This window comes from Caballeronia grimmiae, assembly GCF_022879615.1.
Classification (GTDB): Bacteria; Pseudomonadota; Gammaproteobacteria; order Burkholderiales; family Burkholderiaceae; genus Caballeronia; species Caballeronia grimmiae.
The window spans coordinates 764,276-785,756 of the sequence record NZ_CP084272.1; the positions used below are offsets into that span (position 1 = coordinate 764,276).

The 21,481-nt window shown below is 64.2% G+C and carries 25 protein-coding genes; 17 read left to right on the forward strand and 8 right to left on the reverse strand.

Annotated features, from left to right (window positions below; translation table 11 throughout):
- The first annotated feature begins 291 nt into the window (after positions 1-291).
- The 5 genes from LDZ21_RS17135 (at position 292) to infA (ending at position 4,078) form a co-directional block, all read left to right on the forward strand.
- Entirely contained in the window at positions 292-1,272 is a 981-nt protein-coding gene (locus LDZ21_RS17135; RefSeq protein WP_244794986.1) for a M23 family metallopeptidase, read from the forward strand.
- Positions 1,259-1,615, forward strand: coding sequence for a hypothetical protein (locus LDZ21_RS17140; RefSeq protein ID WP_244794987.1), 357 nt, complete (start codon positions 1,259-1,261; stop codon positions 1,613-1,615). The genes LDZ21_RS17135 and LDZ21_RS17140 overlap by 14 nt, the downstream gene beginning before the upstream one ends.
- Before the next feature lie 75 nt (positions 1,616-1,690).
- Positions 1,691-2,128, forward strand: coding sequence for a bactofilin family protein (locus LDZ21_RS17145; protein ID WP_035969367.1), 438 nt, complete (start codon positions 1,691-1,693; stop codon positions 2,126-2,128).
- Positions 2,129-2,279: 151 nt separating this feature from the next.
- Positions 2,280-3,257 (forward strand): magnesium/cobalt transporter CorA, encoded by a 978-nt coding sequence (gene corA, locus LDZ21_RS17150; protein WP_035969366.1) that lies wholly within the window; start codon positions 2,280-2,282, stop codon positions 3,255-3,257.
- 554 nt (positions 3,258-3,811) lie between these two features.
- On the forward strand, positions 3,812-4,078 hold the full coding sequence (gene infA, locus LDZ21_RS17155) for a translation initiation factor IF-1 (RefSeq protein ID WP_035969364.1): 267 nt from the start codon (positions 3,812-3,814) through the stop codon (positions 4,076-4,078).
- A gap of 85 nt (positions 4,079-4,163) precedes the next feature.
- Here infA and LDZ21_RS17160 read toward each other — a convergent pair whose 3' ends face one another.
- From LDZ21_RS17160 to zwf, 3 genes are read right to left on the reverse strand one after another with little or no spacing between them, the layout of a single operon-like run.
- Entirely contained in the window at positions 4,164-5,042 is an 879-nt protein-coding gene (locus tag LDZ21_RS17160; RefSeq protein WP_244794988.1) for an HAD family hydrolase, read from the reverse strand.
- Entirely contained in the window at positions 5,039-5,863 is an 825-nt protein-coding gene (locus LDZ21_RS17165; RefSeq protein ID WP_244794989.1) for an ROK family protein, read from the reverse strand. Before LDZ21_RS17165 ends, LDZ21_RS17160 begins: the two co-directional genes overlap by 4 nt.
- 26 nt (positions 5,864-5,889) lie before the next feature.
- Positions 5,890-7,419, reverse strand: a complete 1,530-nt coding sequence (gene zwf / locus LDZ21_RS17170; protein ID WP_244794990.1) for a glucose-6-phosphate dehydrogenase — start codon at positions 7,417-7,419, stop codon at positions 5,890-5,892.
- A gap of 183 nt (positions 7,420-7,602) precedes the next feature.
- Between zwf and LDZ21_RS17175 the strand changes: the two genes are divergently transcribed.
- The 6 genes from LDZ21_RS17175 to LDZ21_RS17200 all read left to right on the forward strand — a co-directional run bounded on the left by LDZ21_RS17175 (position 7,603) and on the right by LDZ21_RS17200 (position 12,040).
- On the forward strand, positions 7,603-8,496 hold the full coding sequence (locus tag LDZ21_RS17175; RefSeq protein WP_244794991.1) for an arylamine N-acetyltransferase family protein: 894 nt from the start codon (positions 7,603-7,605) through the stop codon (positions 8,494-8,496).
- Positions 8,497-8,519: 23 nt separating this feature from the next.
- Entirely contained in the window at positions 8,520-10,223 is a 1,704-nt protein-coding gene (locus LDZ21_RS17180) for a peptidoglycan D,D-transpeptidase FtsI family protein (RefSeq protein ID WP_244794992.1), read from the forward strand.
- 130 nt (positions 10,224-10,353) lie between these two features.
- Positions 10,354-10,686: a hypothetical protein gene (locus LDZ21_RS17185; protein ID WP_035969346.1), complete on the forward strand. Its 333-nt coding sequence runs from the start codon at positions 10,354-10,356 to the stop codon at positions 10,684-10,686.
- Between the two features lie 20 nt (positions 10,687-10,706).
- On the forward strand, positions 10,707-10,997 hold the full coding sequence (locus tag LDZ21_RS17190; protein WP_244794993.1) for a hypothetical protein: 291 nt from the start codon (positions 10,707-10,709) through the stop codon (positions 10,995-10,997).
- A 283-nt stretch (positions 10,998-11,280) separates the two neighbouring features.
- Complete coding sequence (locus LDZ21_RS17195; protein WP_035969340.1) at positions 11,281-11,586, forward strand: hypothetical protein; 306 nt, start codon at positions 11,281-11,283, stop codon at positions 11,584-11,586.
- 151 nt (positions 11,587-11,737) lie between these two features.
- Positions 11,738-12,040 (forward strand): beta-xylosidase, encoded by a 303-nt coding sequence (locus LDZ21_RS17200; RefSeq protein ID WP_244794994.1) that lies wholly within the window; start codon positions 11,738-11,740, stop codon positions 12,038-12,040.
- 37 nt (positions 12,041-12,077) lie between these two features.
- On the opposite strand, the gene LDZ21_RS17205 is transcribed toward LDZ21_RS17200, so the two are convergent.
- The 3 genes from LDZ21_RS17205 to LDZ21_RS17215 form a co-directional block, all read right to left on the reverse strand.
- Positions 12,078-12,944, reverse strand: a complete 867-nt coding sequence (locus LDZ21_RS17205; RefSeq protein WP_244794995.1) for a formate/nitrite transporter family protein — start codon at positions 12,942-12,944, stop codon at positions 12,078-12,080.
- A gap of 93 nt (positions 12,945-13,037) precedes the next feature.
- Positions 13,038-14,039, reverse strand: coding sequence for a HoxN/HupN/NixA family nickel/cobalt transporter (locus LDZ21_RS17210; RefSeq protein ID WP_244795886.1), 1,002 nt, complete (start codon positions 14,037-14,039; stop codon positions 13,038-13,040).
- Positions 14,040-14,258: 219 nt separating this feature from the next.
- Complete coding sequence (locus LDZ21_RS17215; RefSeq protein ID WP_244794996.1) at positions 14,259-14,759, reverse strand: OmpA family protein; 501 nt, start codon at positions 14,757-14,759, stop codon at positions 14,259-14,261.
- Positions 14,760-15,056: 297 nt separating this feature from the next.
- Between LDZ21_RS17215 and LDZ21_RS17220 the strand changes: the two genes are divergently transcribed.
- The 4 genes from LDZ21_RS17220 to LDZ21_RS17235 all read left to right on the forward strand — a co-directional run bounded on the left by LDZ21_RS17220 (position 15,057) and on the right by LDZ21_RS17235 (position 18,832).
- On the forward strand, positions 15,057-16,076 hold the full coding sequence (locus tag LDZ21_RS17220; RefSeq protein ID WP_244794997.1) for a fatty acid desaturase: 1,020 nt from the start codon (positions 15,057-15,059) through the stop codon (positions 16,074-16,076).
- 12 nt (positions 16,077-16,088) lie between these two features.
- Positions 16,089-16,904 carry a phosphate/phosphite/phosphonate ABC transporter substrate-binding protein gene (locus LDZ21_RS17225; RefSeq protein WP_244794998.1) on the forward strand — a complete coding sequence of 272 codons (816 nt, stop codon included), beginning with the start codon at positions 16,089-16,091 and terminating at the stop codon, positions 16,902-16,904.
- 472 nt (positions 16,905-17,376) lie between these two features.
- Complete coding sequence (locus LDZ21_RS17230; RefSeq protein ID WP_244794999.1) at positions 17,377-18,372, forward strand: luciferase-like monooxygenase; 996 nt, start codon at positions 17,377-17,379, stop codon at positions 18,370-18,372.
- A gap of 214 nt (positions 18,373-18,586) precedes the next feature.
- The gene (locus LDZ21_RS17235) at positions 18,587-18,832 is read left to right on the forward strand and encodes a hypothetical protein (RefSeq protein WP_035969404.1); all 246 of its coding nucleotides are present in this window, start codon (positions 18,587-18,589) and stop codon (positions 18,830-18,832) included.
- Positions 18,833-19,072: 240 nt separating this feature from the next.
- On the opposite strand, the gene LDZ21_RS31415 is transcribed toward LDZ21_RS17235, so the two are convergent.
- On the reverse strand, positions 19,073-19,420 hold the full coding sequence (locus tag LDZ21_RS31415; RefSeq protein WP_425306857.1) for a hypothetical protein: 348 nt from the start codon (positions 19,418-19,420) through the stop codon (positions 19,073-19,075).
- Between LDZ21_RS31415 and LDZ21_RS31420 the strand changes: the two genes are divergently transcribed.
- Both LDZ21_RS31420 and LDZ21_RS17245 read left to right on the forward strand, forming a co-directional pair.
- Entirely contained in the window at positions 19,419-19,553 is a 135-nt protein-coding gene (locus LDZ21_RS31420; protein ID WP_425306858.1) for an H-NS family nucleoid-associated regulatory protein, read from the forward strand. The genes LDZ21_RS31415 and LDZ21_RS31420 overlap by 2 nt on opposite strands.
- 422 nt (positions 19,554-19,975) lie before the next feature.
- The gene (locus LDZ21_RS17245; RefSeq protein ID WP_244795001.1) at positions 19,976-20,380 is read left to right on the forward strand and encodes a helix-turn-helix domain-containing protein; all 405 of its coding nucleotides are present in this window, start codon (positions 19,976-19,978) and stop codon (positions 20,378-20,380) included.
- A gap of 48 nt (positions 20,381-20,428) precedes the next feature.
- On the opposite strand, the gene rhaS is transcribed toward LDZ21_RS17245, so the two are convergent.
- Complete coding sequence (rhaS, locus tag LDZ21_RS17250; RefSeq protein WP_244795002.1) at positions 20,429-21,442, reverse strand: rhamnose ABC transporter substrate-binding protein; 1,014 nt, start codon at positions 21,440-21,442, stop codon at positions 20,429-20,431.
- Positions 21,443-21,481 lie beyond the last annotated feature (39 nt).

Consider the following 21,481-nt stretch of genomic DNA (forward strand, 5'->3'; position numbering starts at 1 on the left):
ACGGCACTAGAGCAACACCCGATCGATGCGGCGACGCCCGCCTTTCGGCCATTGCGCTCCAGTTGCCGCACGCCGGGGCCAAGCCCCATCGCCCGTTCACCCTTTTTGACGTTGTTATCGCGCTCAAGTGTTTTAATGCCGCTTTCCGACGATGCATCGCACATCGTCACAAGACGTCAACAACCAGCTCCGTATTATTTTGATTCGCTATCCCGAACAAACGCCGATGCATCGCGCGATTCGTTTCGAATCCTGCTTCGATCAACCTCGTCAACCGACTGCCGCCCGCTGATGTCGTTCGTCATCTGGTCCATGCGGTCGATGTCCAGCCAGCGCGTTCGCTTCGTCGAAGCGCGCACCGCGCGCACCATCGCCGTCATTGCGCTGATTGCGCTTCTGGTCGCGGCGCTTGCGCTCGGCATCGTCATCGGCACGATGTTCGCCCGCACGCATCTCGGCGAAAAGCAGGCGCTCGCGGCGCGGCGTTCGTTCGAGATCGAGCAGCTTGGCCGCATCGACGCCGATCTCAGCTCGCTTGCTCCACGCGTCGCGGCGCTGTCGGCGCAGGTGGGCGAACTGCGCGACTTCGACAGCCGGCTGAAGGGCTCGCCGGGCAGCGGCGCGGCGTCAGGCGTGCACGACGTTCCGCCGCTGCCCGACAGCGAGGAATCCGCGACGGCGCTCGACGGCTCCGGCGGCCCCGAACTGCCGCCGCGCCTGTGCAATGCGGATCGCGCGAGCGCCGGCACGCCGGCGCAGAGGCTCAAGCGCGCCGAAAAGATGGTCGGTTGTCTCGACGACACCCTTTCGCAACTGCAAGGCCAGACGCTCGCGCACTACACGGCGTACATGGCGTTTCCCGGCCGCGATCCCGCACCCGGCTCTCGCTACGGCTCGCCTTATGGCAACCGCGTCGATCCGTTCACGGGCCACGTGAGCTTTCATCCGGGCCTCGACATGGTCGCGCCGACCGGCACGGCCATCTATGCCAGCGCAGGCGGCCGTGTGGTTCTGGCGGGCGAGCGCAACGGCTACGGCAACGCGATCGATATCCGTCATGCGAACGGCGTCGTCACACGCTACGGCCATGCATCGCGCTTACTGGTCAAGGAAGGCCAGTTCGTGATGCCCGGCGATGAAATCGCCGAAGTCGGATCGACGGGCCGCTCCACCGGGCCGCACCTGCACTTCGAAGTCATTGTCGGCGGCGCGCAACTCGATCCGAAGCCCTATCTCTCGCTTTTCAGGCACAAGCCCCATGCGCAAAGCTGATTCCAAACGCGCGTCGCTGAAGCTCACGCAGCATAGCTATTCGCTGACGCCGAAGCGCAACGCCGCCTACGTGCCCGGCATCATCGCCGCTATCTGCGCGGCCGGCGCGCTCGTGGCGGCGGGCTTCGCGCTCAAGAATTCGCAGGACCAGTCGCGCAAACTCGACGTGCTGTGCGCGCCGCCCGTCGCCGAACGGGAACTGCGTGAGCAGTTGACGCACGCGCAGTTTGCGCTCGAACAGGAAGCCGCCACCCGCACCGCGCTCGAGCAGCGGGTGGCGCAAGGCACCGCGCAAATCGAACGATTGCAGACGGACCTCGCCTTCCTCAGGAAGCAACGCTGATTCATCCGGACGACACTGCCACGCCGCGCGGCGTGGCTGTTTGAAGCAACCTTTATCGCATCGCAAGGACTCGCCATGTTTTCATCGAAGAAGGACCCCCACGGCGTCAAGCCGGCCAAGCTCTCCACGCTCATCGCCCATAACGTGCATATCTCGGGCGACCTCGAATTCAGCGAAGGGCTGCGCATGGACGGTCAGGTGACCGGCAACGTCACCGGCCGCCCCGGCGACGAATCGCTTCTCGTCATCAGCGATCAGGGCGCGATTCACGGCAACGTGAGCGCATACGATGTCATCATCAATGGCCGCGTCGTCGGCGACGTGATGGTCGCGCATTTCGTCGAGCTGCAACCGAACGCGCACGTCCACGGCAATATCTACTATCAAAAGCTGCGCATGGATGTCGGCGCGACGGTCGAAGGCAAGCTGACCAAGCTCGACTCGATGCAATCGGGCCCCGCCGCACTGCCCGCTTCCGAAGTCGTGCCCGCGCTCGACTACTCGCCGAACTGAACGAGGCGGTACGCATTCGGTATCCGCGCGGGACGCCAAGGCCCGTTATACAAGCCAATCCGCTAAGATTCGAACGATGACGAAGCCGCACGCTCGCGCCCGCCGGGCATGAGGCGCACGGCTCATTACATCGAGTTAACAAGGGCGCCCCATGCTGGTCAATTGCGCGGCTTATCAGAACGGCCGAAAACTGGCAGACGTCGATATCGACGACATCAACGCGTATCGTGACCTGCCCGACTCTTTCATCTGGGTCGCATTGAAGGAACCGGGGCCGGGCGAACTCGCGCATATGGCGCATCAGTTCGGCCTGCATGAACTGGCGGTCGAGGATGCGCAACACGGGCATCAGCGGCCGAAGATCGAGGAATACGGCGATTCGCTCTTTGCCGTGTTTCATACCGTCGAGTTCGACGAAGAAGGCGAACTGCTCGTCGGCGAAATCAATGTGTTCGTCGGACGGAACTACGTGATCTCGGTGCGCAACCGCACGACGCAAGGCTTTCAGGAAGTGCGCAAGCGCTGCGAGCGTGAGCCGCAATTGCTCAAGCACGGCCCGGCCTTCGTGATGTACGCGCTCCTGGATGCCGTCGTCGACCGCTATTTCCCGATTCTGGAGACGCTCGGCGCGGATCTCGACGAAGTGGAAGAGCGCATCTTCGAGCACAACGGTTCGGCGGCGTCGCGGGAGATCATCGAGGATCTTTACTCGCTCAAGCGCCGCATGACGCTCATGCAGCATCACACCGCGCCTTTGCTGGAAGCCGTCAGCAAGCTGTACGGCGGCCGGCCGCCCGGCGTATGCGCGGGCATGCAGGACTATTTCCGCGACGTGTACGACCACTTGTTGCGCATCGTGAAGACCATCGAAGGCCGCCGGGAAATGATCGTCACGGCAATTCAGGTGAATCTCGGTCTGATCGCGCTCGCGGAAAGCGAGGTGACCAAGCGCCTCGGCTCGTTCGCTGCGCTGTTCGCCGTCCCTACGATGATCGCCGGCATCTACGGCATGAACTTTCATCGCATACCGGAACTGGACTGGACGTACGGCTATCCGACATGCATCGCGGTCATGCTGATCGTCGATGTCCTGCTTTATCTGCGCTTCAAGAGGGCAGGTTGGTTATAATGGCGCCTGCGATGCGAAGTCTGCATCGAATACCGATCATTCATAGGGCGTCGCGCGGGAACTTTTGCGCGGTGTCGTCTGTCTAATCGGACATGTTTGCTGAAAGCCCGGAGCCTTGCAATTCCGGTCGCGGGCCGCAACTAGTAGCAGCAGCGGACACATCACTCCTGCAGTCACGCATCACACCGCACGTTGGCAGCCGTGCCGTCGCCTGACCCTCACGTCGAGCGATTCCCGCGCCAATGTCGCCGTCCCGGTCATGCCGGCCAGCGTTCCCCGTCTTCCGGCGAGCGCAGTCGTTCCGGCCTATGCCGTCAAGCTCAAGACGAGCCTGAATCGAGACGTGGCGCGCTCGCCGTTCGAGCGTGCCGGACTACGCTTTACATCGCTTCTGACGCATTGCAGCGACGATGCCTTCTGGCGCGGCCGTTCATGCCTCCATCCGCGAATCGGCGTTGTGTGCCTGAGAAAGAGCGCGCGATTGCGCCGACGCGGGCAACGGATGTGTGAATCAGGCAAGCGCATCACCTTACAAACTCATAACTGGAGCTCACATGGCGAAAGAAGAACTCATCGAACTCGATGGCATCGTTGACGAAGTCCTCCCCGACAGCCGCTATCGCGTGACGCTCGACAACGGCGTTGTCGTCGGCGCGTACGCATCGGGCCGCATGCGGAAGAACCACATTCGTATTCTGGCGGGCGATCGTGTCACGCTGGAACTGTCCGTGTACGACCTCACGAAAGGCCGCATCAACTTCCGTCACAAAGACGAACGTGCTAGCGGCGGCGCGGCACGCGCACCGATGCGCCGGCGCTAAAGCAACCGGCGTGTGTCAGTAGCGTCCACCGCTGATCCGAAGGCTGCTTCAAAGCCCTTGATCCGCGGCGGGCGGCGCCCCGGTTTTACCCTAGCGCCGACAGCAGCGCGTTGATTCCCACCGCAAATCCATCGGCGTCATTCGTCGCCGATACCAGGCTCGCGCGGCGCTGCACGCCTTCCGACGCCTGCCCCATCGCAATCGATACCCCCGCAATCTCGAACATCGCGATGTCGTTGGTCATGTCGCCGAGCACGGCCACGCGTTCGAGCGGCACGTTCTTGCGACGCGCCAGTTCGCGCACCGCTTCGCCCTTGTTGGCCAGCACGTGCGTGATGTCGAGGTAATAGCTCTGCGAGCGCGCCGCGTTCGCGCGCCCTTCGAGCCGCGTTTGCAATTGCTGCTCGACGCGTTCGAGCAGCGGCGCATCGGCGGTCGAGCCGACGATCTTGTCGACTGCATCCAGATCCACGTCATCGAAACGCTGCACGAGCACGCCGTCGTAACCGACCGTGCGACGCTCGCGCGGCACGTATGCGCCCTCCGCATTCGTCAGATACCACACGTCGCCGACGAACACCCATGCATCGACGCCCGCCGCCGCGAGCGCTTCAAGCGAGGTCTGCACCGCGTCGCGCGGCAGCTTGTGGGCGGCGAGCACTTCGCGCGTGCGCGGATCGACGAGATTGCCGCCGTTGTACGACGCGTAAGGCATGTCGACGGCAAGCGTTTCGACGATATACCGCATGCCCGCGCCCGGCCGGCTGCTCGCCACGGTGAAGGCGACGCCCGCTTCGTGCAGGCGGCGCACGGCGTCCTTCGCAGCGTCGCTGATCGACTTGTCGGTATGAAGCAGCGTGCCGTCGCAATCCGATACGACGAGTTCCACGTGCGCAAGCGCCTCGAAGGCGGCCGCGTCGTCGCCGTCGACGCTATGCAAACCGTATTGGCCTTTGGCGTTCATGAGAGCGCTCCTTCGCGCTGATTGAAGTGAGGCAGTTGACGGGTCTCGCGAACCGAACGCGGATGCCACAGCTTCGCGCCCCCTTCGATGCCCGCCGCGTTGGACACGGCCGCGACATTCGGCGGCAAGTCGAACTTCAGATGCGCGGCATTTCCTCCGCCGATCCACAGCTTGTCGTAGTTCACGAGCGTCGCCAGTATGCCGATGATCTTCTCGACGCGCCGGTTCCAGCGCTTGTTGCCCGCCTTCTCGCGCGCCGCATTGCCGATGTATTCGTCGTAAGTGCGGCCCTTCGAGACCGGATGATGCGCGAGCTCCAGATGCGGCATCAGTTCGCCGTCGCGAAAGAGCGCGGTTCCCGCGCCGGTGCCGAGCGTCAGCACCATTTCGATACCGCTGCCTTCTATCACGGCGAGACCCTGCATCTCCGCATCGTTGATCATTCGCGCGGGCACGCCGCCGAGACGCGCGGCGATCATGTCCGCGAGCGGCACCCGATACCAGTATTCGTTGCCAAGATTCGGCGCGGTGAGCACGACGTTGTCGCGCACGACGCCGGGAAAGCCGATCGAAAGATGCGTCGGCGGCTCGGCGATGATCGGCTCGATGAGCGTCATCAGCGTATCGACGACGGCATCGGGCGTGGCGGGCCTGGGCGTCGGCACCCGCACGCGCTCGCTCTTCATCTCGCCGTCTTCGGCGAGAACCGCCGCCTTCAACCCTGTGCCGCCGATGTCGATGGCGAGGATACGGTCAGCCTTCGGCGCGCCCTTGGCGGTGGAAACGCGCGTCCTGTGCTTCGTTTTCGATTCCGTGCTCACGCTGCTTGTCCTTGTTCGAAAGAGAATTACTTCTTGTCGATGGCATCGGTCAGCGGACGCCACGCGCGGCCATCGGCGGCGAGCAGCTGATCCGCTGCTTCCGGGCCCGCGCTGCCCGACGCATAGCCGTGCACGGGCAATTCGGCATCCGGATGCAGCACGCGATCCACCGCCGCCCACGCCGTCTCTATGCTGTCGGCGCGCTGAAACAGCGTCGGGTCGCCGAGCATGCAGTCGTATAGCAGCGTCTCGTAGCCGACATTCGCGCTCGCGGCGAAGAAATCGCTGTAGTCGAACGCCGATCGCACCGCGCCGACCTGCATCCGCGGGCCGGGCATCTTCACGTTGAAATCGAAGCTCGTGCCGTGCGCCGGATCGATGCGAAGCGTGTAGACGTTGGGCGTAAGCGCATCGACGGGAGTATCGCGGAAAAGGCGGAACGGCACAGCTTTCAATTGCACCGAAATCTCCGTGCGCCGCTCCGTCAGCCGCTTGCCGGTGCGCAGATAGAACGGCACGCCCGCCCATCGCCAGTTCTCGACATAAACGCGCGCCGCCGCGTAGGTCTCGGTGCGGCTGTCCTTTGCGACGCCCGGCTCGTCCCGATACGCGCAGCCGGCGGGTCCGGCTTCGTACTGGCCGAGCACGACATCGTTCGCAGTCAGTGGCTTGATCGCGTCGAAGACGTCGGCTTTCTTGTCGCGCACGCTTTCGGCATCGAAGGAATTCGGCGGCTCCATTGCGACCATGCCCAGCAACTGGAACAGATGGTTCGGCAGCATGTCGCGAAATGCGCCCGTCTGCTCGTAGAAGCTGCCGCGCCCTTCCACGCCGATGGTTTCCGCCGCCGTGATCTGCACGTGGTCGATGTACTCGCGCCGCCAGACAGGCTCGAACATCGCATTGGCGAAGCGCACCGCCAGGATGCTCTGCACGGTGTCCTTGCCGAGAAAATGATCGATGCGATACACCTGCGATTCGTCCGCATGCGCGAGGATGCAGCGGTTGAGTTCCTTCGCGGAGGCGAGGTCCGTGCCGAACGGCTTCTCGATCACGATCCGCCTGAACGCGCCGTCCTTCTGCTCCAGCAAGCCGGTGCGCCCGAGCCGCTCGGCAATCGGCGCGAAGAAGCGCGCGCTCACGGCGAGATAAAACACGACATTGCCGCTCTTTTGCTGCGCGAGCCGTTCCTTGAGGCGCGTGAAGGTTTCGTCTTCGGCGAACTCGCCCGAGAAGTATTCGAGCTTTTGCGCGATGCGGTTCCACGCGTCTTCGTTCAACTCCGACGTATGAAAGGTGCTCGCCTTGTCGGCAGCGAACTTGCGCAGCGCCTGCGTCAGTTCATCGCGCCATTGCGCGGTTTCGCGCTCGCCATGATTGACGCCGATGATCGGCATGTCGTCGTCGAGCAAGCCTTGGGCGGACAGGTTGTAGAGCGCGGGCATCAGCAGCCGCTTCGTGAGATCTCCTGCGGCGCCGAAGATGACCAGCGTGCAGGCGGGCGCTCGCTTCGCCGATGTGCTCGAATCGCTCGACTGCTTTGCGTCAATTGACATGACTTGAGATCCTCATCCGTTGGGCTGAAGCTGGAAAGACCCTCGCCGATGCGGCACAGTTCAATTCGACGCTGCGTCTTTCGGCGCGTGCGCTTCTTTGTATGCTGTTTGTAATTTCTCGCCTTTCGTGTCGTAAAATGTCCGCGCTGACGACGACGCGTCGCGCCTTCACCGCTTACTCACATGAACGCAACCGACACATCCATCGATTTGTCCGCTTACTTCGCGCGCATCGGCTATCGCGACGCACAACGTCCCGCGCCGACGCTCGACACACTGCGCGCGTTGCATCTGCTTCATCCTCAGGCGATCCCTTTCGAAAATCTCGACGTGCTGCTCGGGCGTCCGGTGCGGCTCGATCTGGCGTCGTTGCAGTGCAAGCTCGTGACCGACCGGCGCGGCGGCTACTGCTACGAACACAATCTGCTTTTCCGCAGCGTACTTGAAGCGCTGGGTTTTCGCGTCAGAAGCTACGCGGCGCGCGTGCTGTGGGGCCGCACCGACGCCGCGATGCCGCCGCGTTCGCACATGCTGCTGGTCGTCGAACTGGACGAAGGCGCGTTCGTCACCGATGTCGGCTTCGGCGGCATGACGCTGTCCGCGCCGCTCGCGCTCGCAAGCGGGCTCGAGCAGATCACGCCTCACGGCGCGTTTCGCCTGGAGAGCATCGAGCCCGACGCGCGGCTGCCGCACTACCGGCTGGAAGCGCTGATCGAAGGCAAGTGGACGCCGGTTTATCGCTTCGACTTCGATCCGCAATACGACATCGACTACGAGATGTCGAACCACTTCGTCTCGACCTTTCCGCAGTCGATCTTCGTGCATAACCTGCTCGCCGCGCGCCTCGCGCCGGGCCGCCGCTACGGGCTGTTCAACCAGCGCTTCTCCTCGCACGACGATCACGAAGGCACTACGCATCGCGAGTCGTCCAGCGTGGCGGACCTGCGCCGCACGTTGAGCGGAGAGATCGGCATTCATCTGCCGGATGCGCCCGATTGCGCGAACCCCGTTTCCTCCGCCGACCTGGACGCCGCGCTCGCACGGCTCTTCACGCCTCCTTCAATTGATCCGGCCTGATCACACGAGACCGCACACACCCGATGTTCAGAAAAAAAACGACCGGCGGCCGCGAGTTTCATACGCATCACCGCAGCACGATGCTCGGAAGCCGCTTGCCCGCGTGGCGCTCGCGGCTTGTCTTCGCCGGCGTGACGGCCGCGTTTCTCGCGCTCGCCGGACGTGCGATGTGGGTGCAAGTGGTCGATCGCGAGTTCTACATCGGCGAAGGACAGAAGCGCTATCAACGCACGCTGGCGCTCGCGGCGACACGCGGGCGCATTGTCGACCGGCATGGCGCGATGCTCGCCGTGAGCTTGTCCACGTACGAAGTCTGGGCGAATCCGAAACGATTCGACGGCGCGCGCACCGACGACATCGCCCGCCTCCTCGACATGCCGCCGCGCGAGCTGACGCGGCGTCTCGGCACCGATCGCAGCTTCGTGCTGCTCAAGCGGCAGGTGGAAGCGCAAGCCGCCGAGCACATCGCGGAGATCGGGCGCGCGGGCGTCACGCTGGTGCCGGATACGAAACGCTTTTATCCCGAGGGCGAATCGGCGGCGCATGTCGTCGGCTTCACGGATAACGAGGACAAAGGTCAGGAAGGCGTCGAACTGGCCGCCGATGCGCGTCTCGCCGGCGAAGCGGGCCAGCGCGAAGTCATTCGCGACCGGCTGGGGCGCGTCGTGTCACAGATCGGCGAAACGGACCTGCCGCAGAACGGCGAGACGATTCAACTGACCATCGACCGGCGCATTCAGCAGCTTGCGCATTCGCAACTGAAGATGGCGATCGCGAAGCATCGGGCGCGTGCGGGCAGCGTCGTCGTGCTCGATGCAAAGAACGGCGAAGTGCTCGCGCTCGCCAATTACCCGAGTTTCGACCCGAACGACCGCAGCCGGCTCACCGGCGAGCAGTTGCGCAATCGCGCGCTGACGGACACGTTCGAACCCGGCTCGACCATCAAGCCGCTGGTCGCGGCGCTGTCCATCGACCTCGGCAAGGTGCGGCCGGATACGCGCATCGACACGAGCCCCGGCACCATGAAGATCGGCCCGAACGTGATACACGATACGTCGAATCACGGCGTCATCACCGTGTCGGAAGCCGTGCAGATGTCGAGCAATGTCGCGCTGACGAAGCTCGCGCTGCAACTGCCCGCGCAGACCATCTGGGACAAGTATCGCGAATACGGCATCGGGCGCGCGCCGGAACTCACGTTTCCCGGCGCGGCGACGGGGCGGCTGCGCTCGCCCGAGCGATGGAAGCCCATCGAACAGGCGACGATGGCGTATGGCTACGGCCTTTCCCTCTCGCTGCTGCAAATCGCGCAGCTCTACACGCCCTATGCCGGCGACGGGCACTTCCACGCAGCCACGCTCATTCATGGCGAGAAACGGCGCGAGAGCGTGCCCCTCATGAAGCCCGCGACGGCGGCCGCCGTGCGCAACATGCTCGAAATGGCGATGGGCCCGAACGGCACCGGACGCGCCGCCGCAGTCGACGGCTATCGCGTGGGCGGCAAGACCGGCACCGCGCGCAAGCAGGTCGGGCGGTCGTATGCGGCGAACAAGTACCGCGCATCGTTCGTCGGCATCGCACCGATGAGCGATCCGCGCGTGATCGTCGCGGTGATGATCGACGAGCCGTCCGGCGGCACGTATTACGGCGGAACGGTCGCGGGGCCGGTGTTCTCGGGCATCGTCGGCGCGGCGCTGCCGCTGCTCGGCATCCCGCCGGACGCATGAAGCGCCGATAGAGCGCCGGTGCAGCGCCAAGGAAGCGCGGGCGCGGAGGTTGCTCCGCTACTTGTCCGAACTGTAAAGGGCGCTGTGCTCTAATCACGTGATCGCCTGAACCCACGATAACGGGAAGACCATGAAAAAACTCGCCGCGGCCCTCGCGCTGCCCATGCTCCTCGCCGCTTGCGGCCGCTTTTATAACGCCGATGCAGGCCAGCCGGAAGTCGATACCGCATCGACGGAAAACAAGGTCAACAGCATCGTTCAATGCATCGCCGGGGAAGCGAAGAAGCACGACGCCACGTTCAAGCAGACCGCGATTCCGCAAGGCGCGATGCTCGAATTCGGCGATTCGAACGTCATCAAGGTCCGTTACGACAACGGCCAGACGGTCTATCGCTTCTATCCGGGCGAGCGCCACGCATCGAACCTGTGGCTCGAAGGCGCGGGCAAGAAATGCGCGCCGTGACGCGCGGAGCCTGAGGCATCATGCGCTCGACCAAAGCCATCAACGCCGTCGAACGGCTCAAGACCCGCAGCGGCAATCCGAACTACGCGGCCGTCAGCATGCCGGGCGGCTACTTCTATCTCATCGAACGCTCGGCTGAAGGCTCCAGAAAGCTCTGCGAGCCGCTGCCGATGGACGACTTCATCGCATTCGTCAACGCGCGCGAGCCGGCCAGGCCGCGCAAGGTCAGCAAGCTCGACCAGGCGATGGAAGCGCAAATCGGACGCAGCGGCAAGCGCGCGGGCGGGCCGTTATCGGACGAAGACGCGTAGGTCCCCTGCATCGCGTGTGGCGCGTCGCAGCATCGAAAGCCGGGCGTCGCCCGCGTCGAGTGTGCGTTGACAGACGGAGCCATACGGGGCTCGTTGCGTACATTTCGTTCAACGGTCGTACCTTTGATCGACAAGGATTCAAAGAAGCACAACGGTCACGATCGTGAAGATAACGAGCAAGGGCCGCTCGCGACGATTCAGCAGAGATCGCGCGGGCGAAACGGGGTGCCGGCTGGCGTAACGACGAAGAGCGTGCGCCGCGCGGCTGAGAGGAAGACCAGCGATGAAGAAGAAAAAAAGCGAGGCCACGGGCAGCCTGTTGCCCTCGGCTCTGGCGGATGTCGAACTTCAGCATATCGAACGCGCGGTCGCGCAGCTTCGCACGATGAATAATCAGTCGCCCGGCACGCTCAACGTCGAATACTGGCGTGAACGACTCACGGCCGTCGTCAACGGCTATGCGCTCGTGCCGGCGCAGACGCAGCGCATTGAGGCGTTGCGCATTGCGCTCGACGCCATGCAAAGCACGCCACGCGACGGCGGAAGCCGCAAAAGGACGACCAACAGGCTTTGGGCGAAAGCGGCCTGACAACCGCTTTCGCCACTCGCGCCGCGGGCGCGATCCCCGGTCGTCTTGCGCGGGGCATACCGCGCGTGCTTGCAATACCCGGCAGGCGAATTGGCCTCAGGCATCGTTCGTGCTCGATATGAAACTCCTTTGAGCCACGCCTGGAGGCGCCATGTCAGTATCGTCACATCGAATCGCCGCCACTCTTGTAGCGTGTGCTGCCGCCGCATTCGGCACGACCAGCCACGCCCAGATCACGCAGCCTGCCGGTTCCGATCAGCAGGAAAACCGCACGTCGGATTCGACCAACCGGGCTAATCCATCGGGAACGGTGGTGCATGAATCGCAGCGTCCGCAATCGAAGGATGCCGCCGGCAAGTCGCGCGGCTCGACCGTCGGAAAGGCACACAAGACCGACGGCGCGGGCGGATTCAACAACGGCCTGTACGGCACGGGCGCGGGCAACAACAAGTAGCCCGCGTCGCATCGCAGCGCGCGGGCCCTCCTTGCATTCAGTCCGCGTGCCGCGCCGTCCCGTTGATCTCCGGCGCGATGGCGCCGTGATTGACGATCGCCACCAGCGACACGCCGCCGATCACATTGCCGATGAACGTCGGCACGAGGAACACGAGGAAGTAGTCCGATACGCTGGCCGCGCCGGTCATCACCGCATACGCCGATTCGACCGATCCCGCGATCACATGCGACAGCTTGCTCACGGCGACCGTATAGGTCACGAGCAGGATGGTGAGAAGACGCGCGGAACGGGCGCTCGGCAGCAGCCACACCATTAGCGCGATCAGCCAGCCGGCGAACATCGCGCGCACGACGGTCACGCCGAATTCACCCGACAGCGGCGCCTTCGACACCTTCGCGAGCGACTCGATCACGTCCGGCGAAAACACGCCGGGAATCTGCAGCAGGCCCGCGAAAATCACCGTGCCGACGAGGTTGAAGAACAGCACGATGCCCCATAGCCGGAACGTCTTTCCGAGCGTCTTCAGGTCGCGCCGCGTCAGCACCGGCAGAACCGCCGTCAACGTGCTCTCGGTGAATAGCTGCTGGCGTCCGAGGATCACGAAGACGAAGCCGATCGTATAGCCGAAGCTCGCGATCAGGCTGCGCCAGCTCGTATCGGGCAGTTCGCTTTCGAGGATCGACTGGACGAGAAACGAGAAGCCCATCGAGAGGCCGGCGGCGAGCGCGGACCACATGAGGGCCGCGAAGGTGCGCTCCATCGCGGCCTCGCCCTCTTCGCGCACGATCTCGTGAATCACGAGCGCGTGTGGCGTCGAGTGCTCGGCCGCCTGTTCGCGTTCGGCGTCGTCGAGGTGCGGTGAGTCTTGTCCCGCGGACGGGTCCTTGTCCAGCTCTGCCATGATTGTTCTCCGTGTAGGCCGCCCGATGCAGGATCGATGGGCGGCACGCGCACGGTGACAGCAGGAACGATGCCCGTGTAAAGAGAATGTCAGTCAGCGCGCATTGACGGCGTCCTGCGCGTCGTAGCCGCGCCACTTGTAGATCAGCGCCGACACGAGCCAGCATGCGGCGAAGAGACCGACGATCGCATAGCCGAGCGCGCCGAAGTGCTCCGAGAGCATTGCGGCGAAATCCCATAACCCGCCTTTCAGTTGCAGCCGGTCCGCCATCAGGCCGAGCGCCTCGACGCCGCCCACGAACACGGCGATCACCACCGACACCAGCGTCACCGTCAGGTTGTAGTAGAGCTTGCGGACCGGCTTCATGAAGGCCCAGCCGTACGCGCCCAGCATCAACATGCTGTCGGCGGTATCGATCAGCGACATCCCCGCCGTGAAGAGCACCGGAAACACGAGGATCGACCAGACCGGCATGCCGCGTGCCGCCTCGCTTGCGGCGATGCCCATCAGCCCGATCTCCGTGGCCGTATCGAAACCGAGTCCGAACAGAAGGCCGAGCGGATACATGTGCCAGCTCTTGCCGATCAAGCCGAACAGCGGACGCACGATGCGCGCGAGCGGACCGCCGGCGATGACCAGCATGTCGGCATCCGCTTCGGCGATGGCGCCGCCGCGGCGCACGCGCTGGAATGCTCGCCACACGCCGCGCAGCACGAACAGGTTCATCGCCGCGATCGCCAACAGAAAGAGCGCGGACACCGATGTGCCGATCAGTCCGCCGATCTCGCGAAACGACGAGAAGCGGTCCTGCACCGCGAGCGCGGTCGCCGCGATGAGCGCCGTCGCGAGCACGACGACGGTCGAATGCCCGAGCGAAAAGAAAATGCCGACGGCGAGCGGGCGCTTGCCCTGCTGCATCAGCTTGCGCGTGACGTTGTCGATGGCGGCGATGTGGTCCGCGTCGACGGCATGGCGAAGCCCCAGCGAATACGCGAGCATCGACGTGCCGAACAGCAGCGGATAGTGACGAAACGCGACGAGCGCCCAGACCCAGGCGAGGATATTGAACACGACGAGCCCGGCGAGCAGGCGCATCGAGCGGCGCGGCAGCCGGGGCGTGATGGAAGAACTGGGGGAAAGTGACGCGGTGCCGGGTTCGGGAGATCGGGCCATATGCGCGCGGGGCTGGACGGAGCGTCAGAGAATACCCCGCTTCGGTCCCCGGTCAATATTCGCTATCGCTCAAGCGAAATCGCCCGGCCGCCGCGAAGCATGCGACGGCCGGGCGATGGAACGAGTCGGCAATGAACCCGCTTACTTGCCCATGATCGTTTCGACGGATTCGCCGATGATCACGATTTCGGTGCGGCGATTGCGCGCGCGGCCTTCGTCGGTGTCGTTGCTGGCGACGGGACGGTCGTACGCATAGCCCTTGTAGTTGATGCGCGCCGGCGCCACGCCCTTGTCAGCGATCGCCCGCGCGACGGTCTCGGCGCGCTCCTGCGACAGCGTCTGGTTGTAGGCGTGATCGCCGATGTTGTCGGTATGACCTTCGACCAGCACCGGCTTCGTGCTGCGCTTGATCAGCACGGCCGAGCGGTCGATGGCGGCGGCGGAACCGGCGCGCAACGCGGCCTTGTCGAAGTCGAACAGCACCTTCTCCGGCAGACGGACGCCGACACCCTGATCCGTCTTCGTCACTTCAATCCCCGCCGCCTGGTTCAGGGCTTCCTCGTTCGTGCGGTTCAGACCGGAACAACCCGTCAGCACGGAAATGGCGGCCACACAGGCGCTCATAGCCATCAGCTTCTTCAACTCTTTCTCCTTGCAGCTCATGAAATTGGCGTCGCGGAGAGCATCGCCGCGCGCCGTGACTGCATCACGTTGGCATGTCTAACCATCAAGCAATGTCGGCATGTTACGGATGCGCTTCTTCAAGCGGGCAGAGGTATAGCACGGGCGTGCGACCGACTTGTCAACATTTGCAAAGCCCAAGGCGGCGCAGGAGATGCCCGCGCCTTTCCCTTCACCGCGAAAAACATAGGCCGATTCGTTCGTTGGGCGAATGAGGCTGCGCGGCTAACATGGTCCTTCCTCTGAACAGAGCCCGCCATGCCACGCTATATCGACGACGCACAACGCGATGCAATTCAGGATCGGCGCGCGTCGTGGCGCTGGCGCAGCGAATGGCCGACGTGGCTCGTGATCGTCGCGGTGCATGGCGGCTGGTTCGCCGTCGCGACCAACGCACAAAGGCTCGGCTTGCCGGTCGCGCTCGTCTTGCTGACGGTGCTGTCGTGCTGGTATATGTCGTTGCAGCACGAACTGCTGCACGGGCATCCGACGCGCTGGCCGTTCATCAACATGCTGTTCGGCATCGCGCCGCTCGCGGTGTGGTTTCCGTACGCGGTGTATCGCGACTCGCATCTGCGGCATCACGACGACGCGCATCTCACCGTGCCCGGCCGCGATCCGGAGAGCTATTATGTCACGCCCGAACAATGGAACAACGCGGTCGCGCTGCTGCGGGCCGCGATCGCCGCGCGCAACACGTTCGCAGGCCGCATGCTGATCGGGCCGTGGTTTTCGATCGCGGCGTCGTGGCGCGAAGCGGCGCAGGCGCTCGCAACGCGGCATTGGCGAATCGCCGGAAGCTGGATCGTTCACGTCACGGCGCTGATTGCGCTCGCATGGTGGCTCGATGCGCGATGCGGCATTCCGTGGCGCGCGTTTATTTTCGGCGTCGGCTATGCGTCGCTGGCGCTGGCTTCGGTGCGATCGTTTCGCGAGCATCGCGCGGTTCACGACGAACGCGAACGCACGGTCATCAACGAGGCCGCGTGGCCGTGGCGGCTGCTTTTCCTCAACAACAACTATCACGCGGTGCATCACGACTTGCCCGGCGTACCGTGGTATGGCCTCGGCGAAATCTATGCGCAACGGCGTAACGCGTATCGCGCGGGTAACGGCGGCTTCGTCGTGCAGGGATATGGCGAATGGTTCGCGCGGCACGCGTTCACAAAAGCGGCGTCGCCGGTGCATCCGTTTGCGCAGGACACGGGCGCGCAGGCTGCGGCGCGGATTGCGCCGGGCCGTCGCGAACTGGGTACGATGCAGTCTCCTTCCGCCTGATTACCCGTCTTCATGCAGTGGATCGCCGCTCTGCCGATGTACGACATCGCGCCCGCCCTTGCCGACGACTGGCGCGCCCTGCTCGGCGCTGTGGTGACGCGCGTATCCCCGTGGCTCGACGCGCGTGGCGATACCGTGCGGATCGTCGATCCCGGCGCGGACCTTACCGCCTTCTGGCTGCGCGACGACGTGCTGCTCTCGCAAACCTGCGGCTATCCGCTGCTGCGCGCGCTGAATGGCCGCGTGCAGCTGGTCGCGACGCCCGCGTTCGATGCGCCCGGCTGCGAGCGCGGCGGCTATCGCAGCGTGCTGGTAGCGGGCGCACAGGTCGGCGCGTCGTCGCTCGAAGCGTGCCGCGGACTGCGCGCCGTCTATAACGACGACGATTCCAACAGCGGCATGAACCTGTTTCGTCATGCGGTCGCGCCGCTGGCATCGGATGGGCGGTTCTTTTCATCGGCCACGAAGAGCGGCGGGCATCTGGCGTCGCTGCGGGCGATCGCCGTCGAGCGGTCAGCCGACGTCGCCGCCATCGATTGCGTTACGTTCGCGTTCGTGCGGGCGCATCGGCCGGAACTGGCGGCGGGCATCCGCCAACTCGGCGTGACGGCGAGTGCGCCTGCGCTACCGTTTATCGCGTCGAAGCGCGTGCCGAAAGGTCTCGTCGATGCACTCGCCACCGCGCTATCCGATGTCATCGCACGGGACGAGGCCTTGGCTGGGCGGCTAAGGCTCCGCGGCGTCCTGCGCTTCACGGAAGCGGATTACGCGTGCATCGACCGATACGAACGCGAGGCGATCGAGCTGGGGTATCCGCGGCTCGCGTGAAATCAGGCCGCGCATATCCTGGCGAGCGCCTGCCGCTCCGCGTCGCTCATGGCGTTCACGCCGGTCGGCGAACCCTCACTCTCACGCGCGCGCTCGTCCGTGCGGGCTGCGTCAAAGCGGGACGCAATCCGTTCGGGATGCTGATTTTTGCGTTCGTGCGTCGTTGTTTCGGTAGACGGCCTTCTCGCGGATAGATGCTTGCGATTCGTTCGGAGACAAACCGCGGCCGGGACGTGTATCACGGCGGCAGCTTCCATTTGCGAATAACCGCGATGCACGCCGCGCATCCCTCCAAGCCGGTCCCGGCAGACTTTCCTGACTTTCGGCACAATCGAGTTTTCCCGCGTTTGCCGCGTTTGCCGCGTTTGCCGCGTTCGCCGCGTTTGCCGCGTTTGCCGCGTTTGCCGCGTTTGCCGCGTTCGCAGTGTTAATCGCGCGGGAGCGTCACGTCACCGAAAGCCAAGATTCCGCCATGATCCCCTTCTCGCTGCTCGACCTTTCCCCCATTCCGCTCGGCTCTACCGCCGCCGATGCGTTCGCTCATTCGCTCGATCTCGCGCAGCACGCTGAACGCTGGGGTTATCTGCGCTACTGGCTCGCGGAGCATCACAACATGACGGGCATCGCCAGTGCCGCGACGTCGGTCGTGATCGGCCATATCGCGGCGGGCACCAAGACGATCCGCGTCGGCTCCGGCGGCATCATGCTGCCGAACCACGCGCCGCTCGTGATCGCCGAGCAGTTCGGCACGCTCGCCTCGCTGTTTCCGGGGCGCATCGACCTCGGGCTCGGCCGCGCGCCGGGCACCGACCAGACCACCGCGCGGGCGCTCCGCCGCGACCTGCAGGGCAGCGCCGATTCGTTCCCGGACGATGTCGCCGAGTTGCAACGCTTCTTCGCCGATCCTGTCGAGGGTCAGCGAGTGCGCGCGGTGCCGGGCGCGGGCCTGCACGTGCCGATCTGGCTGCTCGGCTCGTCGCTGTTTTCGGCGCAACTCGCCGCCGCGCTCGGACTGCCGTTCGCGTTCGCGTCCCATTTCGCGCCGGACTATCTGCTGACGGCGCTGGACGTTTATCGCTCGCAGTTCCGTCCGTCGGCGACGCTTCAGAAGCCCTATGCGGCGGTCGGCGTCAACGTCTTCGCCGCCGATACCACGGAAGAAGCGCGTTTTCTGTTTACGTCGCTCGAGCAGCAGTTCGTCAATCTGCGGCGCGGCACGCCGGGGCAACTGCCGCCGCCCGTCGAGTCGATCGACTGGACGCCGGCCGAGCGCGCGGGCGTCGAGCGCTCGCTCGCGTGTTCCGTCGTCGGCAATCGTGCGGACGTCGAGGCGGGGCTGCGTTCGGTTATCGAGCAGACGCGTGCGGACGAACTGATCGTGACGGCGCAGATTTTCGACCACACGGCGCGCCTGCGCTCGTTCGAAATCACCGCCGAAGCCCGGGACGCCATCGGCGCGGCCGCCTGAACGGCGCGCCGGATAGCGGCCCATGCTGGACGCGCGCGCTTTTGACAGGCAATAATGAGACACCGGAGCCGCGCCGCCCGCCGCATCAAGCGGCCGCGCTTCGCGTCTGTCTTACCGCCACGCATCGTCGAATGGGCGCGCACCTTCTCCTGCGCGCGGCCCGGCGATGCGGCGGACAACAACAACGATGTCGCAAGTGGGAGGAAGAATGTCGATGCCGAGAAGCGCTGCCACCGGAGCCATGACGCTCCTGACCGAATACGATGAGGCGAGCGGCCAGGAAGTGCGCTCGCTGCGGCTCGAACCCGCCGCTGACGGCAAGGCCGTCCTGCTCATCGAAATCGACGAGCGCAAACCCGGAATTCATCGTGAAGTGCGTTATGAGATTACGCCGGCGGAACTGATTGCCGCGATTCGCGCGCACGGTGCGGAATTACCGGGAGAGCAGCATAGCCGTTAAAACTTTTTTAATAATTGCCGCGCGCAGCATACAATAGAGTCCAAAGCGGCGTTCAAAGCGAGGATGTAGCCATACGGCAATCGCGGCGGCGCGAGCCTCGTGTTCCACGGATCATGGCCAGTTCAGGCCTTGCGGCGTGACTTCCGCGCGCACGCTCGTCGCGCGTCCGTCACGGTGATCCCCGAACTGACGATATCCGCAATCGGCCCGATGCCGGCTATTCAGGCATCGACTGGCGGATTAAAAAAACAGCCTTGCGGTAAATACACTAATTGACGCGCAGCAGCCGCTGCGCCACGCTTGTATTAAATACATATTCAGGCCATCGAACCGCCCCGGTCCGCGCGGGCATCGGTTCGTCTTCTGCAAATCAAAAAGCTGAATCAGGGAAGCCGTGGACGAAAGAAAGCGAGATAGCATCATTGCGTATTTGCGCAGCCGTATGGCCGAATTCGGCATCACCGAAAGCGCATTGGCAGAAGCATTAGCCGAAGCGTCGGAGACGCCCCCGCCGCCCATGCTCACGAAAACCAACGGAGCAAATGGCGCGCAGAAACCCAAACGGGCGATGCCGCAACTTCCGGTCATGCCGCAAAGCCGTGGCGACCAGCCGGTTTTCCGCAACGCCAGCGGCGATACATGGGACGGCGTCGGCGATATGCCCGAATGGCTCAAACGCGCGGTGCATGCCGGACAGGACATCGAGTTTTATCGCGTGTGAGGCGACGGCTTCATGGCCAACCGTTGCCGTGAACATTGCATCGAACGATCGCGCTTGAACCGGGCGAAATCAACGCGCGCGACGTTACGCATGGCGTATCGAAGGCCCATCGCGTCATAGGCAATTCGCTGCCGTTTATCAAGTTCAAAAATTTTCGGCGATGCATCCCCATCGTGCCGGAAACGGTTTATTGCTCTTCTCTGTAGCCGGCGGGCACAAGTCCGCCGCGCATCGACCCTGTTGAGTCGTCCGAACGTTCCCGGTCGGGAGGAGCCACGCATGAACGCACAGGCACGCCGCGAACTTACCCTCGACGCACTTCCGTTCCCGCCTGGGCGAACGCCGGACGGCGATCGCGCTTGCGGATGCCGCGCCTGAATCACGATGTGCGGCCTTCGTTGACGCATCGAGGGACGAGCGCCATGCATTCCCGCTCCGCTTCCCTCCCGACCGTCATGCGTCGCATGACGGCGGGCCGCATGCTGCTCGAAGGGGTATCGGTGGAACAGGTGGCGGATGAACTGCATCTGTCGGTGCAGACCGTGCGCCGCTACAAGGCGCTGGTGTCGGAAGGCGGTCTCGACGCGCTCGCCAAAATGGGCGTCGGCGGGCGGGCCTCGGTGCTGGATCAAAACGCGCTCGGCTGGATTGCGGCGGCGCTGCAAGGCTCCGCCCGCGATCACGGCTTCGCAAGCGATACATGGACCAACTCGCGCCTGCGCGAAGTGATCGAACGGCGCTACGGCGTGCGCTACTCGCGCGTCTATGTCTGGCAAATCGCGACGAATCTCGGGCTCGGGCATTTGCTGTCCAAGTCGCGGCGTTGAGGCGAAGCGGCATGCGAGCATGGCGCCCCGCCTCACGCGTGTTTCGCCTCAGAAGTTGAAGCGGTCGATGTTGCTCGCATCGAAGGTCGTCGGCGGGCCGAGAATCACTTCGCCGCTCTTGCCAACTGTGCGCTTGCCGAGCTTGCCGGCGTCGAAGGAATCGCCTTCTTTGCCCGTGATGGTGCCGGACGCGAGATTCGCCGCTGCAAACGCGGCCAGATAACCCAACTGGCCCGGGTCCCACAACTGGAACGCGGTGACCGTGCCGTTCTTCACGAACGCGCGCATCTGATTAGGCGTGCCGAGCCCGGTCACGACGACCTTGCCCTTCGACGGCGAAGTCGAGATATACCGCGCCGCCGCCGCGATTCCCACTGACGTAGGCGCAACGATGCCCTTCAGGTTCGGATACGCCTGCAACAAGCCCTGCGTTTCGACGAAAGACTTCTGATCGTCGTCGTTGCCGTAGGCGATCTTCACCAGCTTGAGCTTCGAATACTCGGGCTTCTTCAACTCGTCCTGCATCCATTTGATCCAGGTGTTCTGATTCGTCGCGTTCGGCGTCGCGGAGAGAATCGCGAATTCGCCTTCGCCGCCGACGAGCTTCGACAGCAGTTGAATCTGCCCGCGCCCGATGGCCTCCGATTCGGCCTGATTGACGAAAATCTGCCGTCCATCGGGCGCGGTGTCGGAATCGAACGTGACGACCTTGATGCCCTGCGACATCGCCTTCTTCAGATACGGCACGACGGCGTTCGCATCGTTGGCGGCGATGACGATCGCGTTCTGACGCTGCGTGATCAACGTGTTGATGTAGCTGACCTGCGACGACGCCCCCGCATCCGACGGGCCGACGACCTTGCCCTCGCCCTTGAACTCCTTGATCGCGGCCATGCCGCCATCGTCGGCGATGACCTCGTAGGGATTGTTGATCTGCTTCGGCAAAAACGCGATTTTGAGGCCGCTCTTCACTTCGGCGGCGCTCGCCGTCAGCGCGACGCTGGCCGCCAGCAAAGCCGCCGCGAGCAGCGGGGCGCGCATGAGTCGGTACGGTGTTTTCATGTCGGTAAGTCTCCTGTCATTGCGCAGGACTGCGCTGGT